At 58.9% G+C, this 13,888-nt stretch carries 21 protein-coding genes; 8 read left to right on the plus strand and 13 right to left on the minus strand.

The window, feature by feature from the left end:
* The 5 genes from AHiyo1_RS23105 to AHiyo1_RS23125 form a co-directional block, all read left to right on the plus strand.
* Window positions 1–218: hypothetical protein (locus tag AHiyo1_RS23105; protein WP_340639373.1), on the plus strand; the 218-nt coding region annotated here is incomplete at its 5' end.
* A 284-nt stretch (window positions 219–502) separates the two neighbouring features.
* Window positions 503–835: a hypothetical protein gene (locus tag AHiyo1_RS23110; RefSeq protein ID WP_059390165.1), complete on the plus strand. Its 333-nt coding sequence runs from the start codon at window positions 503–505 to the stop codon at window positions 833–835.
* Window positions 816–1,121, plus strand: a complete 306-nt coding sequence (locus tag AHiyo1_RS23115) for a hypothetical protein (protein WP_253257573.1) — start codon at window positions 816–818, stop codon at window positions 1,119–1,121. Before AHiyo1_RS23110 ends, AHiyo1_RS23115 begins: the two co-directional genes overlap by 20 nt.
* A 267-nt stretch (window positions 1,122–1,388) precedes the next feature.
* Window positions 1,389–3,263, plus strand: coding sequence for a site-specific DNA-methyltransferase (locus AHiyo1_RS23120; RefSeq protein WP_148667743.1), 1,875 nt, complete (start codon window positions 1,389–1,391; stop codon window positions 3,261–3,263).
* Window positions 3,256–5,565, plus strand: coding sequence for a DEAD/DEAH box helicase (locus AHiyo1_RS23125; RefSeq protein WP_148667744.1), 2,310 nt, complete (start codon window positions 3,256–3,258; stop codon window positions 5,563–5,565). Before AHiyo1_RS23120 ends, AHiyo1_RS23125 begins: the two co-directional genes overlap by 8 nt.
* A gap of 95 nt (window positions 5,566–5,660) precedes the next feature.
* Here AHiyo1_RS23125 and AHiyo1_RS23130 read toward each other — a convergent pair whose 3' ends face one another.
* Genes AHiyo1_RS23130 through AHiyo1_RS23140 form a run of 3 tightly spaced genes read right to left on the minus strand, consistent with a single transcriptional unit; the run spans window position 5,661 to window position 6,747 of the window.
* On the minus strand, window positions 5,661–5,948 hold the full coding sequence (locus tag AHiyo1_RS23130) for a hypothetical protein (RefSeq protein ID WP_059390168.1): 288 nt from the start codon (window positions 5,946–5,948) through the stop codon (window positions 5,661–5,663).
* On the minus strand, window positions 5,945–6,181 hold the full coding sequence (locus AHiyo1_RS23135; RefSeq protein ID WP_059390169.1) for a hypothetical protein: 237 nt from the start codon (window positions 6,179–6,181) through the stop codon (window positions 5,945–5,947). Before AHiyo1_RS23135 ends, AHiyo1_RS23130 begins: the two co-directional genes overlap by 4 nt.
* The gene (locus tag AHiyo1_RS23140) at window positions 6,178–6,747 is read right to left on the minus strand and encodes a recombinase family protein (protein ID WP_059390170.1); all 570 of its coding nucleotides are present in this window, start codon (window positions 6,745–6,747) and stop codon (window positions 6,178–6,180) included. The genes AHiyo1_RS23135 and AHiyo1_RS23140 overlap by 4 nt, the downstream gene beginning before the upstream one ends.
* A 232-nt stretch (window positions 6,748–6,979) precedes the next feature.
* Here AHiyo1_RS23140 and AHiyo1_RS23145 point away from each other — a divergent pair, with 232 nt between their 5' ends.
* On the plus strand, window positions 6,980–7,762 hold the full coding sequence (locus AHiyo1_RS23145; protein WP_148667745.1) for a DUF5677 domain-containing protein: 783 nt from the start codon (window positions 6,980–6,982) through the stop codon (window positions 7,760–7,762).
* Window positions 7,763–7,887: 125 nt separating this feature from the next.
* On the opposite strand, the gene AHiyo1_RS23150 is transcribed toward AHiyo1_RS23145, so the two are convergent.
* The 9 genes from AHiyo1_RS23150 to AHiyo1_RS23190 all read right to left on the minus strand — a co-directional run bounded on the left by AHiyo1_RS23150 (window position 7,888) and on the right by AHiyo1_RS23190 (window position 11,933).
* On the minus strand, window positions 7,888–8,352 hold the full coding sequence (locus tag AHiyo1_RS23150; RefSeq protein WP_059390172.1) for a hypothetical protein: 465 nt from the start codon (window positions 8,350–8,352) through the stop codon (window positions 7,888–7,890).
* A gap of 3 nt (window positions 8,353–8,355) precedes the next feature.
* Entirely contained in the window at window positions 8,356–8,667 is a 312-nt protein-coding gene (locus AHiyo1_RS23155; RefSeq protein WP_059390173.1) for a hypothetical protein, read from the minus strand.
* A 110-nt stretch (window positions 8,668–8,777) separates the two neighbouring features.
* A complete protein-coding gene (locus tag AHiyo1_RS23160; RefSeq protein WP_059390174.1) occupies window positions 8,778–9,005 on the minus strand; it encodes a hypothetical protein in 228 nt (75 codons plus the stop codon).
* 29 nt (window positions 9,006–9,034) lie between these two features.
* Complete coding sequence (parA, locus tag AHiyo1_RS23165) at window positions 9,035–9,649, minus strand: ParA family partition ATPase (protein ID WP_216363323.1); 615 nt, start codon at window positions 9,647–9,649, stop codon at window positions 9,035–9,037.
* 97 nt (window positions 9,650–9,746) lie between these two features.
* Window positions 9,747–10,112: a hypothetical protein gene (locus AHiyo1_RS23170; RefSeq protein WP_059390175.1), complete on the minus strand. Its 366-nt coding sequence runs from the start codon at window positions 10,110–10,112 to the stop codon at window positions 9,747–9,749.
* Between the two features lie 66 nt (window positions 10,113–10,178).
* On the minus strand, window positions 10,179–10,574 hold the full coding sequence (locus AHiyo1_RS23175) for a hypothetical protein (RefSeq protein ID WP_059390176.1): 396 nt from the start codon (window positions 10,572–10,574) through the stop codon (window positions 10,179–10,181).
* A 301-nt stretch (window positions 10,575–10,875) separates the two neighbouring features.
* Window positions 10,876–11,205 (minus strand): hypothetical protein, encoded by a 330-nt coding sequence (locus AHiyo1_RS23180; RefSeq protein ID WP_059390177.1) that lies wholly within the window; start codon window positions 11,203–11,205, stop codon window positions 10,876–10,878.
* A gap of 87 nt (window positions 11,206–11,292) precedes the next feature.
* The gene (locus AHiyo1_RS23185) at window positions 11,293–11,523 is read right to left on the minus strand and encodes a glutaredoxin domain-containing protein (protein ID WP_059390178.1); all 231 of its coding nucleotides are present in this window, start codon (window positions 11,521–11,523) and stop codon (window positions 11,293–11,295) included.
* A 56-nt stretch (window positions 11,524–11,579) separates the two neighbouring features.
* Window positions 11,580–11,933 (minus strand): hypothetical protein, encoded by a 354-nt coding sequence (locus AHiyo1_RS23190; RefSeq protein WP_059390179.1) that lies wholly within the window; start codon window positions 11,931–11,933, stop codon window positions 11,580–11,582.
* Window positions 11,934–12,441: 508 nt separating this feature from the next.
* Here AHiyo1_RS23190 and AHiyo1_RS23195 point away from each other — a divergent pair.
* Window positions 12,442–12,744 carry a hypothetical protein gene (locus tag AHiyo1_RS23195; RefSeq protein ID WP_148667746.1) on the plus strand — a complete coding sequence of 101 codons (303 nt, stop codon included), beginning with the start codon at window positions 12,442–12,444 and terminating at the stop codon, window positions 12,742–12,744.
* A gap of 485 nt (window positions 12,745–13,229) precedes the next feature.
* On the opposite strand, the gene AHiyo1_RS25230 is transcribed toward AHiyo1_RS23195, so the two are convergent.
* The gene (locus AHiyo1_RS25230) at window positions 13,230–13,367 is read right to left on the minus strand and encodes a hypothetical protein (protein WP_172465732.1); all 138 of its coding nucleotides are present in this window, start codon (window positions 13,365–13,367) and stop codon (window positions 13,230–13,232) included.
* Window positions 13,368–13,619: 252 nt separating this feature from the next.
* Between AHiyo1_RS25230 and AHiyo1_RS23200 the strand changes: the two genes are divergently transcribed.
* The gene (locus AHiyo1_RS23200; RefSeq protein ID WP_059390181.1) at window positions 13,620–13,880 is read left to right on the plus strand and encodes a hypothetical protein; all 261 of its coding nucleotides are present in this window, start codon (window positions 13,620–13,622) and stop codon (window positions 13,878–13,880) included.
* Window positions 13,881–13,888: the final 8 nt, after the last annotated feature.

The following is a 13,888-nucleotide window of genomic DNA, read 5'->3' on the forward strand; positions in this document are numbered from 1 at the left end:
AGCCGCTGTCCCCCGCGCAGCTGGCGGACCTGGAAGCGGCTTGGGCCGAGCTTCGGCAGGCTGCCGAAGAGACGGGCGTGACATCGTTCCGGGCGTGCACACGGGACGGAAGCTATTGGGGGGATGACCCGGAGTCCGTACGTGCCATGACGGCGACCATCCTGAGCCTGAAGAAGTACACGGCCGATGGTGCGCAGAACGGGCCGGACCGGACGTAGCGGCTGCCCTTTACAGAGCGGAGCCAAGCGGAGGACGATCCTTGAAAGCAAAGGAGGATCCTTGGCTGATTCAATCCCGGAGGCACTGCAACCACCGGTTGCGGTTGCCCTGGCGGCGACGTCGATCCGTGGCCCCAATGAGGAGATACTCAAATACTCATTTGAGTATCCGCGTGTGCGACGGCGGCTATTTCTGTCGCACCCCTCCCCAACACTTGTCCCAGCGGCCCTTCAAGCCGCTTTTCTCAGTGTGTCTATTCGAATATGTGTTCTAAGGTTGTGGTATGTCCTCCGATTACGCATCCGCGCTCCAGGCGCAGTATGCGCGGCGGGCCGGCCCGATCGGGCTGACCGTGGAAGAGCTCGATTTTGAGCATTTCCCGGCCAAAAACGGGTATCCCGGCATCCCTGTAAAGGCGTGGATCCGGTTCCCGAACTGCGCCGAGCTGCTGGACGGGGAAGTTTTCGCGTGGACCGCCAGGGCGGTCGAGGTGACGTGGAAAGACGGGCCGGCCACGTATCGGACTTGGGTGTGGAGCTCGGCTGTCACCCGCCGGGAAGAAATGATGAACAGGAATTTGGGAGAGCGGACCAGCCGTGACAGCAACAGCAAGTGAAACAACCCTCAACGCTTCCGTGGACGTCCGATTCACCGCGGCCGGCACTCCCCTGGCCGTCCGGTACGACGGACGGATCTGGGCGGTGGCCGCCGAACCAGTGCACTGGTTCGCCCGCGACTCCTGGTGGCAGACGCGGAGTACCGCGCCGGTAGGCGTCGGGAACATCGTTGATATCGAGTTTTGGAGGGTCCAGGTGAAACTCTCCTCGAACGCGGCCCTACGAACATTTTTGCTGCGCCGGGATCCGGCGGCCACTCAGTGGCTACTGGAATCAATCAGCTAGTGGCAGCTGACTTGTACCGCCAGCAGGACAGCAAGGCCGGCGAGGGTGGAAAGGCCCGGTAGGTGAGGGTCTGCAAGGTGCAGATGGAACCCTCCACACCATTTGGCGTGTAAACCGTTCTTTGTCGGACCCCTCCCCCACAATGATTCGAGCGGCCGTTCACGCTGTCGGTAACTTGCGCAGAGGCCTTAGGCCATCAACAGTAAGAATTTCCAGCACTCGCGCCGAAGCTAGACTTGTGCACGACCAGCGTAAATAGGGGAAATAGTGTCGAACGACGAGAAGAATGTAAGCCTTACTTCGGGGCAGGCGTCGCCTGAGAGCTTCGCTGGGATAGAGGCTTCAACGCCCGGCGGACCCGGAATGTACCTCCATTGGGACGGCCGCAAAACATATCGGGCAAAGATGCCCGCTCCCCGCATACTTGAGACCGACGAGGAACTTTCGTTTGGGCATCATCAGCGACTGAACCGCATCATCGAAGGTGACAACCTTCAAGCCATGGTCTCCCTTAGGTCGCAGTATCGAGACTCAGTGGACGTGGCATACCTCGATCCTCCTTATAACACGGGAAAAAAGGACTTTCGTTACTCGGACCGCCGATATCACGACCCCAATGCAAACGCCGACGATGCTGTCTACGTTAACAACGACGACGGCGGCAAGCACACGAAGTGGCTCAACTACATCGGCCCCCGCCTCTACCTAACCTGGGAGCTCCTGGCAGATCACGGGGTCTGCTTCGTCTCCATCAACGATGTCGAGTTATTCCGGCTCGGTCTACTCATGGATGAGATCTTTGGGGAAAAGAACCGCATCGGCGTAATGGTCTGGAAGCAAGCCGTAGACAACAACAAAACGCGAATCGCCGTCGAGCACGAGTACGTTCTCTGCTATGCAAAGCGCATTGAGGAAACGGCCGAGCACTGGCAGGGCACTAGTGTGGCCAAGCAATGGCTGCTCAACAAGTATGACGAACTCCGCAAGACATACCCCGACATCGACGAGCTCCAACGACGCTGGCGCGAGGCCATACGAGAGCAGAAAAAGGTCCATCGAGGTGCTGTAGCGGAGGGCCGCGGCGACGAAGAGGTCGATATCGGGCGCATGGACCGCTTCCGGAATATCAATGAACACGGCCCGTGGGCTAAGGACTGGCACCTGGAGAACACCCGAGAGGGCGGGTACGACTACGACATTCTTCACCCAAAAACAGGAATTGCATGCAGGAAGCCGCCAAAGGGCTACCGCTACCCGGAGGAGTCCATGGCCCGGCTTCTCTCTGAAGACCGCATCGTTTTTGGCAAGGACCACACCGAGACTGCCCAACTCCGCCGCTACTTGCGGGATTCATCGGACGCTCTCAGGAGTGTTATAACCATTCCTGGGCGCAACGGCTCCGACAGGCTTGCAGCCCTCCTCCCAGAGGAAGCCAAGAAGTTTCCTCATCCAAAGCCTGTGGAGCTTCTTGAGCTGCTTCTAGGCGCAGCTGGTGACATTGATGCTCTTGTGCTTGATCCCTTCGCTGGCTCAGGCAGCACCGGAGAAGCAGTGATGAAACTGAATGCGGCGGACAACGGGATCCGTAGGTTCATCCTCATCGAAGAAGGAGAGCCCGGCGACCGGTACGCCCGAACGCTCACCGGCCCGCGCCTGCGGGCCGCAATCGAGAAGGAAGGCTGGAACGAAGGTTTTGAGTTCCTCACTACGGGCCGGAAGCTGGACCGCGATGCAATCCTGACCCTTGAGCGCGAAGCGATTACAAGCCTCGTTCTGCAGACCGATCCCACTGGCATGGGTGGAGGCATGCGGAAGGTCAACGGCAAGTTTGTGGTGGCTGTCAACGGTCGATCACAAGCCATCTGTCTGAACTGGAACGGACGGGCAGACAGCGTGATTACTAGGGAAGTCCTGGTGGAAATGTTTAACGAAGCCAAAGCCCTCAACCTTAAGAAGCCACTCCGCGTTTACGGCTCAACCTGCGAGGTCGGTGAAACCGATTCATTTGTCTTCAGACAAATCCCGGACGCCATACTGGCAGCACTCCAGCTCGTAGAAGACGCTCAGGAAGAGCCAGACATATTCGGCGCCATCAACGACTTGGAAGAAACTATCCGCGCAGAGGCAGGTACCCGTGGCTGAGCATGACTTTGCCCTTTTCGAGTTCCAAGAAATAGCAGCAGAGAAGCTGCGGGCCGCCGCGCTGAACTGGGTTAGTCACTCGATTGCACACGGTGTCCCCCGGTACGGGTCCCAAGCAATTCCTTTTGTGGGGCAGCTGAGAGCTGTAACCGGATCGGGTAAGACGCCTATGCTGGCGGACGTGATCTCCGGCCTTGGCGACGGCGTTGTCATCTGGACTTCCAAATCAGCGGCCGTTGTTGAGCAGACATATAGGAACCTCAGGGGGCGCTATCGATCCTTGCTCCCCGCGCAGAATGTGCGGATCATGCGGGAGATTCCAAGCCAGGCCGACTGGCAGCATTTCCTGACAGCTTCAAAAGGACTCACCATTTGGGTGCTAACGACGGCGGCTTGGAATGAGGCTGAAGCCGCCAACGCCGGCGGAGACATCAACGCACGGCTCAGTCTCCATCGTCCTCAACCGGATTGGTCAGGAAGCACCTCTCCATGGGAGCTGATGCGGACTGAGCTACAGCGGCCTCTCTGGATCGTGTCAGATGAAAGCCACAACCAATCGAGCACGCAGCTGGAGATATTGGCAAACCTCGGGCCAATCGGCTTCTTCTTGGCATCTGCTACACCGGTTCAGAATGAACTCTTCGGGAAATGGCAAGAAGCACTTACTTCAGACCCGAACTGGGCCAGTCTCGTGAAAGCGGGGACTGTCCCAGTCAGAACCAAAGACGTCGTTTCCTCTGAGTTGCTAAAGACGACAATCGAGCTGTTCGATAACAACAGTGGGTTCGAGGAAGATCTGGACTCTGTACTGGAAACAATGGCGCAGCTCGACCAAGCGCTTCTTGCAGAGAACGCCAGCGTAACGCCGAAGGCAATCTATGTAGTAGAAAAGTCGAATCCTCCGCGCGGCTCAACGGAGGAGGCCCGCCCCGTTGCAATTTGGAATTATCTCCGTTCAAAGGGGGTCGATGCCGACCACATCGCCATCTATACCAACACCAAAGACGTACCTGAAGACGCGGAGAAGATTTCCAGCCTGAGCCAGCTGCAGGACCGCCACCGGCACATCATCTTCAACCAAGCTCTTCAGGAAGGATGGGATGATCCCGAGGCTTATGTGGCCTACTTCGACGGCAAAACCAATTCATTCGTCCGCATCCGGCAGATCATCGGGCGTATCCTTCGCCAGCCAGACGCAAGGTCCTTCGCTACGGAACGCCTCAACACTGCAACCGTCTATATCAACGCCCCGACGGACACGTTTGAGCAGGTCCTAGCTGACCTGAAAAAGGAACTTCGCCTCTACGCTCCCGAAAACGAGCCCGGTGCGGTCCCGATCCGCGTTAAGACTAAAAAAGATCCTCTGCCTGGCATCCCCCCGAAGACGGAAGTTGAGAACCTGACGCTGCCCAAATGGTCCCTAAAGGCCCCCAACATGAACGCAGCGCAAGCAAAACTGCGGAGCCGCGGAGCCAGCCCCTGGGCACAGGAATTTCTGGACGCGCCAGGTAAGGGACAAATGAGCGTCGTGTCCCTGGCATCAGAAGGGACAACTAAGAACACTCTGATCGATGTAGTTCGCAGCGCAAGAACTCGCAACGGAGTCTTCCTTCGGCGGCGGCTCCTTGCCCGGAACAGGCCATGCCTGAATGCCATACATCCTGATGCCATCGTTGGAGCAGGATACGAGCAGGAATCGTGCCAAGCTTCTCTGTGCCAGGAAGAGTTGGAAACACTCATCAACGAGATTGCTGCCAACTTCGAGGATCGAGTTGAGTACCAGCTCGACCCAGATCCGGAAAAGATGACGTGGACAATTGGTGAAAATCGTCCACGGAGTTCCGAATTGCTGGACTTCGCGAACGCTGCCCATCCTCGCTACTCAGCCGCAGACTTCAGCAACCCGGACGAATTGCTTTTTGCCAGGGCTCTGGATGCCACAGGCGAGGGCGTGTGGATGCGTAACCCAGGGAGCGGCGAGCTTGGTTACAGCATTCCCCTACCCATCAAGGTCGGGGACTCTTCGCGTTTCTACCCCGACTTCCTGTGGTGGGTGGGAGGAACCACCTGGGCCATCGACACCACTGGCGCCCATCTGATGAATGACAAAATCCGGGGCAAACTCATCGGTCTTGACCAGCCCCGAATTTCATTGGTCATCCGCGGCAAATGGGACATTGACCGCGGCACTAAGATCGACCCCAACGGATGGACCTCCGTCATCGCACGGAACGCGTTGGCGCCCATTGTGAACCACTCGGAGGATCTTCCAGCGATTCTGGAAGCATTCATCTCCATGTAGCCCACGCAGCACCAGGAGACAGGATGTAAAAGGATGGAAGCGATTGGTTCCCTAACCACCTTGGACCAAAACCGCTCCGTGGTGTTCATGACAGGTCAGTCGATTCGCTTCTGGAACGACACCATGACCAGGGCGGATGCGATGTAGTGCGTGACCTGGACTTTCTCGTGGCCGATGATCCCGACCGGTCGCCGTTCCATGACGCGAACCGGCGTCACCGTATGTGATGCCGGTTCGGCAGTCCACAGCTGATCCCCTGCCTCCTGGAACACAGTAACGAGATCTTTGAGGTTCTTGTCGAGTCGCTGCGCGAGCTGCTTGACGGATTCTTCGACAGTGGGCTGTGGATCGCTCACCACGTACACAGTTTCAATGCGGCTCATCGGTTCTTCTTTCTAATCAGTCGTGGGCGCCTGATGCCGAACAGGCCTCCGATATAGATCAGGACTGCCCAGCTCACGGCTCCGGTAGCAACGGAAAATGCAGCGTCGCCAAGGAAAGCCACGTTTGCTTGAGATACGGACTTACCTACGGCCTGTGCTGCCAGGATCAGGTAAATGCCCGCACAGACCCATCCCGAGAGGGCAAGGCTGAACCCGATGACAAATCTCTTCATGGAGAGCCGCCATCGAACTTGGCCAGTGCACGCGATACAGACATACGGCCGACGCCCAGTACTTTGGCGATCTGTTGAATGTTCTTGTTGTCTTCCCGCAGCAGCAGGGCCGTCTCGATGCGCTCCGGAGTCATGACGGTTGGCCGGCCCCCGATGCGGCCCTGGGATCTGGCATGCGCCAAACCGGCCATGGTGTTTTCACGGATGGTGTCGATACGCAGTTGGGCGAAGACGGCGACGATGCCATAGAAGGCCCTGCCCATCGGGGTTGTGGTGTCGATGGCCGGCTCCGTAAGGGAGCGGATGTTGATGCCGCGCTCACCGAGATCCGAGATGATCTGGAATAGGTGCCACTCCCCCGATACCCGGTCCAGGCGGTGGACCAGGAGCGTGTCACTGGGTCGCATGTATTCGAGACAGGCAAGCCACTGCGGCCGGTCCCGGACCCTACTGGAGTCTCCGTGGTCGATAAACACCCGCTCCGCGCCGGCCTCCAGTAGTGCGTGCTTCTGGTAATCCGGGTTCTGGTCACGGGTGGAAACTCGGGCATAGCCGATAGTGCTCATTTGTCAGCTCCTTTCGGCTCATAAACCTACCTGCCCGGTTTCGATCAACTTTGGTTTCGTGCAACGGTTTTGAGCACACCACGCGCCGGCGTGTCGCGCCACCATGTCTTGCGGCACGGAAACCGCCGATAACGGGCGGCCATGGCTAATGTCTGCGCTGCGGCAGGACAAGGGACTGACCCGGGCGTGTCGGGACGATACGCTTCGCGCGGTCGGGGAGCACGATTGTTCTATGGAACAGGAAGAATCGACGGACGACACATGGCGCAAGGTCTTCAATGACGCGAGCATCCTGATTGAACACGTTCCGTCGCCGCTCGGGAAGCCCGTTGGAGAATGGTCGCGGACTGAGCAAACTGAGTCTTATGGTGTGGCTGTTGCCTGGGGATGGCTGATGCGTACGAAGCGCACCGCCGAGGCGGCCCTAATGCTGCATTCTCTGGGCTACGGAGTCGAGGTGGCTCCGCTGGCGCGATCCGTGATCGAGCACACTGTTCGACTTCAATGGGCCGCGGAACGGGGTCGGCAAGAGTTCGTCGAGGTCATGCTGAGGAACCAGAAGGCAACTTTGGACAACATCATCACCGCAGCCAAGTCCGGATTTCCCCTCACCATTGAGCAGCTGGCAAAGATCGAAGCCCTCCAAAGCAATGCTGGAGACGAGTTCAAGAGTCTCGACTATGAGGCAGCCTTCGCCCATGTCATCGAGCGATTGCCCCACCTTACTCACGCCCATCAGGTCTGGCTGCTGATGAGCCGCGAATCACACCCGTCTCTGACGAGCGCATCTCCCTATTCAGACTGGCTCTCGTCAGAGCCGGGCTGGCAGCTGTACCTCACACCCAAGACCACAGCCACTGGTGGCGAGATGCTTATGACTGCGATGCTCTGTACCGCGGCCCTCGCCTACGGAATCGTCGCTAGTCTGCACGCTTACTTTGATGAAGAGCTGGATCGGCTCGATACCAGAATCAGCGTGCTCCTTGCCCAGCAGGCCGGGTCAAGCGCTGATTAGGTCCTTCTAGCCGGCGGCGTGGTGAGGTCATCCTGCCTTCGGTGGGCGAAACCTTAGGCGCGGATGCTCACAACACCGCCGCTACGCGGCCGGTCCTCGCGCTGGGCGTGCCAGCACGGAGGAAATCAGGGATTCAGATGCAGTGGGGTGTCCCATCGCTCGTAGCCCTCATCAACTGAGCCTTGCGCATATAGGGTGCTGCGCTTGGGGATCTTCCTTCTAAGCCTGTCCCACAAGCCATGTTCCTTGTACACAATGATGATTGTTTCAACGCTGCTGGAAGGGCTTACGGAGACGAGTTCCGTGTCCCCCCTCCGATACACCTTCATGGGGAAGCCGGCGGCACTTGCGACTCCAAACTGGAGCCCAGAGCACCTCTGTCCGTACTCAAATCGCCGTATCTGCGCTGGCTTTCGGTGGATGCGCTCCAGCCTCCAGTAACCTCCGCCGACGGCCGTGAACGTCCAAGGCGATTCCATGCCGACTTGGCGCCAGTCGAGATAGGCCACTGCCAGGGCAATTAGGGCGATCCCGGTTCCGAAGATGCTCACGATCAGCGCCCACAGGGCGAGAGTGTCTCCAGTGCTCATGGATCAGGCCCAGACGAACGACCGCGCGCCCGCCGGCTTCTCTGGGACGAAGTGGTTAATGAAGTGCGTTTGGCATTCCTCAGAGAATTTGTCCGAAGGTATAGGTGTCTGCCCACTGAGCCAAGCACGCATTTTCGGCGTGCCTTCCTCGTCCGTGTACCGCTCCCACGCAATGACGGGAGCATATCGAAGCTCTCGTCGATCCTCCTTCGGTGCCGCCCGCTGTCCCCTGTCCAGGTGGTCACCTGACCATCCCTCCACCACCGCGTACCATCCGCCGCCGTTTATAAGGTTCTGTTCTGCGGTCATTTCCATGTGAGGTTCCTATCCGTTGTTGTTCGGTCTCCCCCGATTCAGTCCCCAGGGAACGGCCGTTTGGCTGCGACTACTTGGTACACCTGAAACCCAGATACTCAAATGAGTATTTACTCATCTGGAAACGAGTCAATATAGCCCGTCAGGAACTCCTTGACGGTCATTCCTTTTTTCGCCGCGATGATTTTGAGCTTGGTCTTTTTGCTGGCGGGGACCTCGAAGTTCACTCGCTCCAGCTTCTCCTGTGGCGCCGCGTCCCTAAGGCTTTCCAGCAGCTTGGCCTTGGCGTCTGGCGACTGGCTCGGACGCCCCGGAGTCATCTTGGAAAACTTACTCATTTACTCATTCCCTCATTTACTCACGAGGCTTACGAGCTCTTCCGTGAGCTCTCTGATTTCCTTGGCCCCGGCTGAGTCCGGGAAGTCTTCGAGGATGGTGGATCCGGCGGCCGCGTTCCGGGGTAGTCCACGCGCTGGTGCACGCGGGATCGCAGTACGGGAAGCTCGTACCCTTCCAGGATCGCGGTGACTTCCTTGCCGATGTTCGATCCCGTTATTGCTCGGGAGACGACGAAAGCCGCTTGGAGCTTGCCGTCAGTAATTTCGATTCGCTGCTTCACCAGGTCAACGAGGTCGGCCGTCGCCCAGATGTCATAGGGCGAGGGCTGCACGGGGATCAATGCGAAGTCGCAGGCCTTAATGGCCGAGACAGCCAGTTCAGCCGCCTGCGGTGCGCCGTCGATGATGACAAAGTCCACCGGTGCGATGCTCTTCAGATCACGCTCGATGGTTGGCCGGTCCATGCCGACCACGGACAAGGGGTGGTCATCGCGCACTGCAGCCCAGTCGCGGGCGCTGCCCTGCGGGTCCGAGTCAACGAGCAATACGGTGTAACCGGCAAGACGTAGCGCTGTGGCAATGTGCGTGGCGATGGTCGTTTTGCCGGCCCCGCCCTTTTGGTTGAGAACTGCGATGACAATCATGGGGCTTCCTGTCCTGGTCGAGCATACTCAAATGAGTATTTGAGTATGCTCATTTGAGTATGCCATGAGTAAATGAGTATTGAGTGGGATTCGGTGGTTACGGTGTTGGCGTGTCTCGGTAGCCTTGGCGGGAAATGGCGCTCTGCGCCTTCTCGAGTTCAGCGCCCAGCTCGGCGGCCAAGCGGGCTGCCTTAGTCAGGTGGTCGGTGGCGGTGGCCACGCTCTGAACGGGGTCGCGGCCGTCGTCCTCGTATACGTCATACTCGTCAAGTGAACGGCCCAGGGACTTGGCCAACTGCGTGCAGGCCTGGGGGAGCATATGCCCCACGCCTTTCAGGTTGCCCAGGACGCTGTACACGGTGGGTGCGGCGTGGATTTGGGTGATTGTCAGGTGGTTGATTGCGCGGATGGCCTCGTAGGCGTCATCGGCCGCGCGGATCACTTCGGGGGTTTCGTCGTCCATGGTGCGTCCTCTCGGATGATGGTGTTCGCCGGCCTTTGCGGCGGACGGTACGACTTCAGGTGCGGCTTAGGTGGTTGACGTCTTCTTGGCTTTAAGTTGGGAGACTCGCTGCGTGGAGATACCCAGCATCCGGGCAACTTCGGTGATGGTGAAGTCCTTACTCAGTTCGGCCACGACGGCGCGAGATTCCGCGGCTCCCTTCGTGGAAAGCTCCTGCGCCTTCTCCAGGTCCTCGCGGGCTTGAGTCCAGCGTTCCATGACGTCGGCGGGAGCTCTCAACGTGACATTCACGGTCACTTCGTCCGGGTCGAGGTTGAGCACTGTGGCTGCGAGGTCGGTAGCCATGTCCTGGATATCCTTCGTCTTGCTTGCCTGGGTGACCCGGTCAAGCTCGTGGATGTGTATTTCCCACCATTTGCCCTGTTTGTGGGCTACAGCTTCCAGCTCGCGCTTGGTTGTCATATGTGAGGGTTCCTCTCCTACTGCCGGGCTATTGGTCCGGTATCAACGCTAGTCCCCCTAGAGAGATCGTCTACAAGGGGGACTTGGCGGATTAGAGGGAGCTGGGAGCCACGGTCAGCACTTCGGTTGCCTTCGCGACTTCCTAGGCCAGTGCGAGCGTTGCGTATGCCTGCGCCATGGTGGCTTTGACGGTGGCCGCGGCCGAGCTCTCGGCAGGAAGTTCCCGGGCCGCTTCGGTTAGAAGTGCGGTTGGCCTCCGCGAGGTAGGTGTTGTGCATGGATTTCTCCTTTGGTTTAGGGACTAGGGCGCGCTGAGTTGGTAGAGGCCTCCAAACCCCTTGGGACGCGGATAGGGGAGCGGCCACCCTCCTAGGCGGATACGTTCGACCTCTTGGAGCGTATAGAAGGGCTCAGACACCTGGTTCTTGTGCATGAAAGCGCAGCGGCCATCAGGCATCGTCTTGTGTTCCTGACTGAGGCTTCCCTGTACGCGGGGCTTGGCCCTGGCGTGTTCGGCTCCCCAGTTGGAGTGGCAAGCCGGGCAGTACGCAATTTCGTAGGCTTCCGAATCGAAGGTTGTGGGAAAGCTCTGCACGTCAAACAGTGCGAGCTGTCCGGCCAGTTCACTCATGGTCTCGGTCCTTTCGTTCGATGACCGCCTTATACTCAAATAAGTATTTGAGTATTTGAGTATTTACTCATTTGAGTATTTGTTGTTCTAGCTGAGGGCAAGAATCTTGTCGGGTCGGAAGCCTGCCCAGGTTTCCGCTTCGGTGACGACGACGGGGGCGGACATATAGCCGGCCTTCTTGAACGCTTCGCGCTCGGCGTCGGTCATTTCCCGGACTTGGTAGGTGATCCCCCGGCGTTCCATGGCCTTCTTCGTAGCCGTGCACTTACTGCACTCGCGGCCGGTTTCGTCGGTGATGGTGTAGATGGTGGTGGTCATGGCTCCGGCTCCTTAGGGGATCGGGGTGGCCGGGGATCCCGGCCACCTGTGGGTATCTAGACGAGTTCGACAGCTACCAGGCGCATATCGAACAGGCGCTCTGCCAGCCGGATCAGATGTTCGGGAGCGTCCGTGGCCCACCCGTGTTCTGTGCTGCCGAGGAAGAGCGCGTTTCCTGCAACCTCGGGGAGATACAGGCCTGTCTCGTGGAGCAGTTGCATAGCCCTGAGGTTGGGGCCGAGGTTGCCGCCATTGTCGGCCCTAAGGTAGGCCTGCCAGTCACCACGGACAATGCAATCGCGTGGGCCATAAAGGGCTTGGAGTGTCCCGTAGCGGACGTCCAGACTCCTGGCCGTGACGTCTTCACCGAGTCGGGCGGGAACAACCAGGGCAATACATTTGCGAATCATGATTTGGTTCCTTCCGGTGGGCTTCTTGATATTTCTATTCTAGTCCCCCTAGGAATATTTACCCAATCCCCCCTAGGAGATTTTTAGCGTTTTCCGGATTCTCGGCCCGAGACTTGCCATTACTTGAATCACGCGGGCCTGCGGGATCTGGTGGGGATGGCCCGCCGTAGCCAGCTGTGGTAATCGCCTCCCTGACCCTGCTGGTAGCCCCCTGAGCGCCTTAGAAGCTGCTGCCCGCTGCGGTACCTGTGCCAGCACTGGCCCGACCCCGCGCGGCAGATGTGTGTCATCCCGGCTGAAAGAAACCAGGTCACGACGGCAGGGGAGACGGCAACGCCAGGCCTGGACCATGGGAAACCTGTGCGTGGCATGAAACGGCCCCCGCCCAACGGTGAGGGGCGGGGACCGCGTGGGTCCGGCGCGGGCCGGACATCCCAAGGTTAAGCCTTCCGGTTTGCCGGCGGCTACGCCTCTGCATTTCGTCGTTCCTTGGTGCCAGACTTCGGCTGTGGAGGAAAAGAAGTTCTGGGAACCGCCGCGTTCGCGGAGGTCAGCGCCTGTCGTGGCGCCGGTGGATCTGGCAGTCCTGGAGGGTGCGACGAAGGCGCCGGAGCCGTTGCCGGTGTTCGTGGTCCTGGACTACGAGAACGGCGAGACACGCGAGGTGATGGGTTTCGCGTACGGGTGGACGCGGGCGCATGTGCTGGTGGAGGTGCCGTGGCCGATGGAGTATTACGAGGGCCGCAAGGAAGTGTGGGTTGAGGCGTCCAGGGTCCGCCGTCGGAAGATCGACCGTGACTGGCGATGGTGAAGGATCTAAAGGCCCTATTAGAGCCGTTGTCCGCCTCGGGTCGTGGATCACCCAACGGCGAGGAGCGGGGCCCCTGCGTCTTTTCGTTGGGTGCCGGCACAGTGCCGGCGGTCCCTGGTTCCCGCGGGTCCGTGTGCCTGCACGGGTCGAGCGCTGCGAACCAGGAGTCCGTATACCCATTTCTCTAATCCCGGCGGAAGCCCGGGTGAGTCACGGCGGTGGTTGCTGGGCGGATTGTTCCGCGGTTTGGGCTGTGGTTTGTTCCGCGGTTTGCTGTGTGGGTTACGTTGCTGGGCGGGGTGCGCGGTCAAAGCGGTTTGTATTTTGCTATGGAATACCGTTACGGAAATGCGTTACACCGGTGATACGCTGGGAAGACCTAGCGGGGGTTATGGATGAGCAAGTAATCCCGGATAGGTGTACGGAATTGAAGTGCGGCGACCTGATGCTGGACACACCAGGCCGCCGCGGTGGATGAATGGCTACTAGAGCGGCCAGTTGTTCACGGCATGAATAAGTACTGAAATAGCCACGGTGAGACGTGCGCAGCCCCGCAAGAGCTGCACGTACATCGTGGCTTTTTCGTGCCATCCAGGCCGTTTGACCTTTTTGCGTTTATCCATTTCACCCCCCTCCCTTTTTGGTAGAACCAATCCCGGAAGTGGGATAAAGCAAGCTTAGCTGACCGAAGCGTTTCAAATACGGACCCAGCTCGCCCAGGCTCAGCTGAATGCGCCGCGATTGATTCTGTCGAGCCACACCAAGGGAGCAGGCCAGTAACCTTAGGGATCAATTTCATGCGGTTCACCCGCAGCAGAGAAGGCATGGGACGTGTTGCTGCGTCATTCGTCGGGACTACTGAGTAGCGTGGAAGTATGAGCGAATCACATTCAACGTTCCCGCCTAAGGCCGTCGATATTTATCTGGGCTCCTCTCACCTCACCGGGGAGTACCGGGACAGGCTCTCGGCCGCCACCACCTACGCCGAGCAGTGTAAGGCCCTTGATTTCGTGGTCGAGGAGACTCAGGACGATGAGGACTTGATCCATTCCTTCAGCGCGGATGAACGTCAGGCCCTCGCCCTCGGCGCCATTGCCGCCAAGCAGTATTTGGCACGCCAGCAGGAAGATTCATAACCCCAACG

Origin of the sequence: Arthrobacter sp. Hiyo1 (assembly GCF_001263615.2) — a bacterium.
Classification (GTDB): domain Bacteria; phylum Actinomycetota; class Actinomycetes; order Actinomycetales; family Micrococcaceae; genus Arthrobacter.

Bases quoted from the DNA above. Each gene is read 5' to 3' on its own strand.
- AHiyo1_RS23140 (WP_059390170.1), bottom strand. From the start codon at position 6,747: ATGAGCACTATCGGCTATGCCCGAGTTTCCACCCGTGACCAGAACCCG.
- AHiyo1_RS23130 (WP_059390168.1), bottom strand. From the start codon at position 5,948: ATGAGCCGCATTGAAACTGTGTACGTGGTGAGCGATCCACAGCCCACT.
- AHiyo1_RS23185 (WP_059390178.1), bottom strand. From the start codon at position 11,523: ATGACCACCACCATCTACACCATCACCGACGAAACCGGCCGCGAGTGC.
- parA (WP_216363323.1), bottom strand. From the start codon at position 9,649: ATGATTGTCATCGCAGTTCTCAACCAAAAGGGCGGGGCCGGCAAAACG.
- AHiyo1_RS23170 (WP_059390175.1), bottom strand. From the start codon at position 10,112: ATGGACGACGAAACCCCCGAAGTGATCCGCGCGGCCGATGACGCCTAC.
- AHiyo1_RS23135 (WP_059390169.1), bottom strand. From the start codon at position 6,181: ATGAAGAGATTTGTCATCGGGTTCAGCCTTGCCCTCTCGGGATGGGTC.
- AHiyo1_RS23150 (WP_059390172.1), bottom strand. From the start codon at position 8,352: ATGAGCACTGGAGACACTCTCGCCCTGTGGGCGCTGATCGTGAGCATC.
- AHiyo1_RS23160 (WP_059390174.1), bottom strand. From the start codon at position 9,005: ATGAGTAAGTTTTCCAAGATGACTCCGGGGCGTCCGAGCCAGTCGCCA.
- AHiyo1_RS23110 (WP_059390165.1), top strand. From the start codon at position 503: ATGTCCTCCGATTACGCATCCGCGCTCCAGGCGCAGTATGCGCGGCGG.
- AHiyo1_RS23180 (WP_059390177.1), bottom strand. From the start codon at position 11,205: ATGAGTGAACTGGCCGGACAGCTCGCACTGTTTGACGTGCAGAGCTTT.
- AHiyo1_RS23175 (WP_059390176.1), bottom strand. From the start codon at position 10,574: ATGACAACCAAGCGCGAGCTGGAAGCTGTAGCCCACAAACAGGGCAAA.
- AHiyo1_RS23155 (WP_059390173.1), bottom strand. From the start codon at position 8,667: ATGGAAATGACCGCAGAACAGAACCTTATAAACGGCGGCGGATGGTAC.
- AHiyo1_RS23145 (WP_148667745.1), top strand. From the start codon at position 6,980: ATGGAACAGGAAGAATCGACGGACGACACATGGCGCAAGGTCTTCAAT.
- AHiyo1_RS25230 (WP_172465732.1), bottom strand. From the start codon at position 13,367: ATGGATAAACGCAAAAAGGTCAAACGGCCTGGATGGCACGAAAAAGCC.
- AHiyo1_RS23200 (WP_059390181.1), top strand. From the start codon at position 13,620: ATGAGCGAATCACATTCAACGTTCCCGCCTAAGGCCGTCGATATTTAT.
- AHiyo1_RS23190 (WP_059390179.1), bottom strand. From the start codon at position 11,933: ATGATTCGCAAATGTATTGCCCTGGTTGTTCCCGCCCGACTCGGTGAA.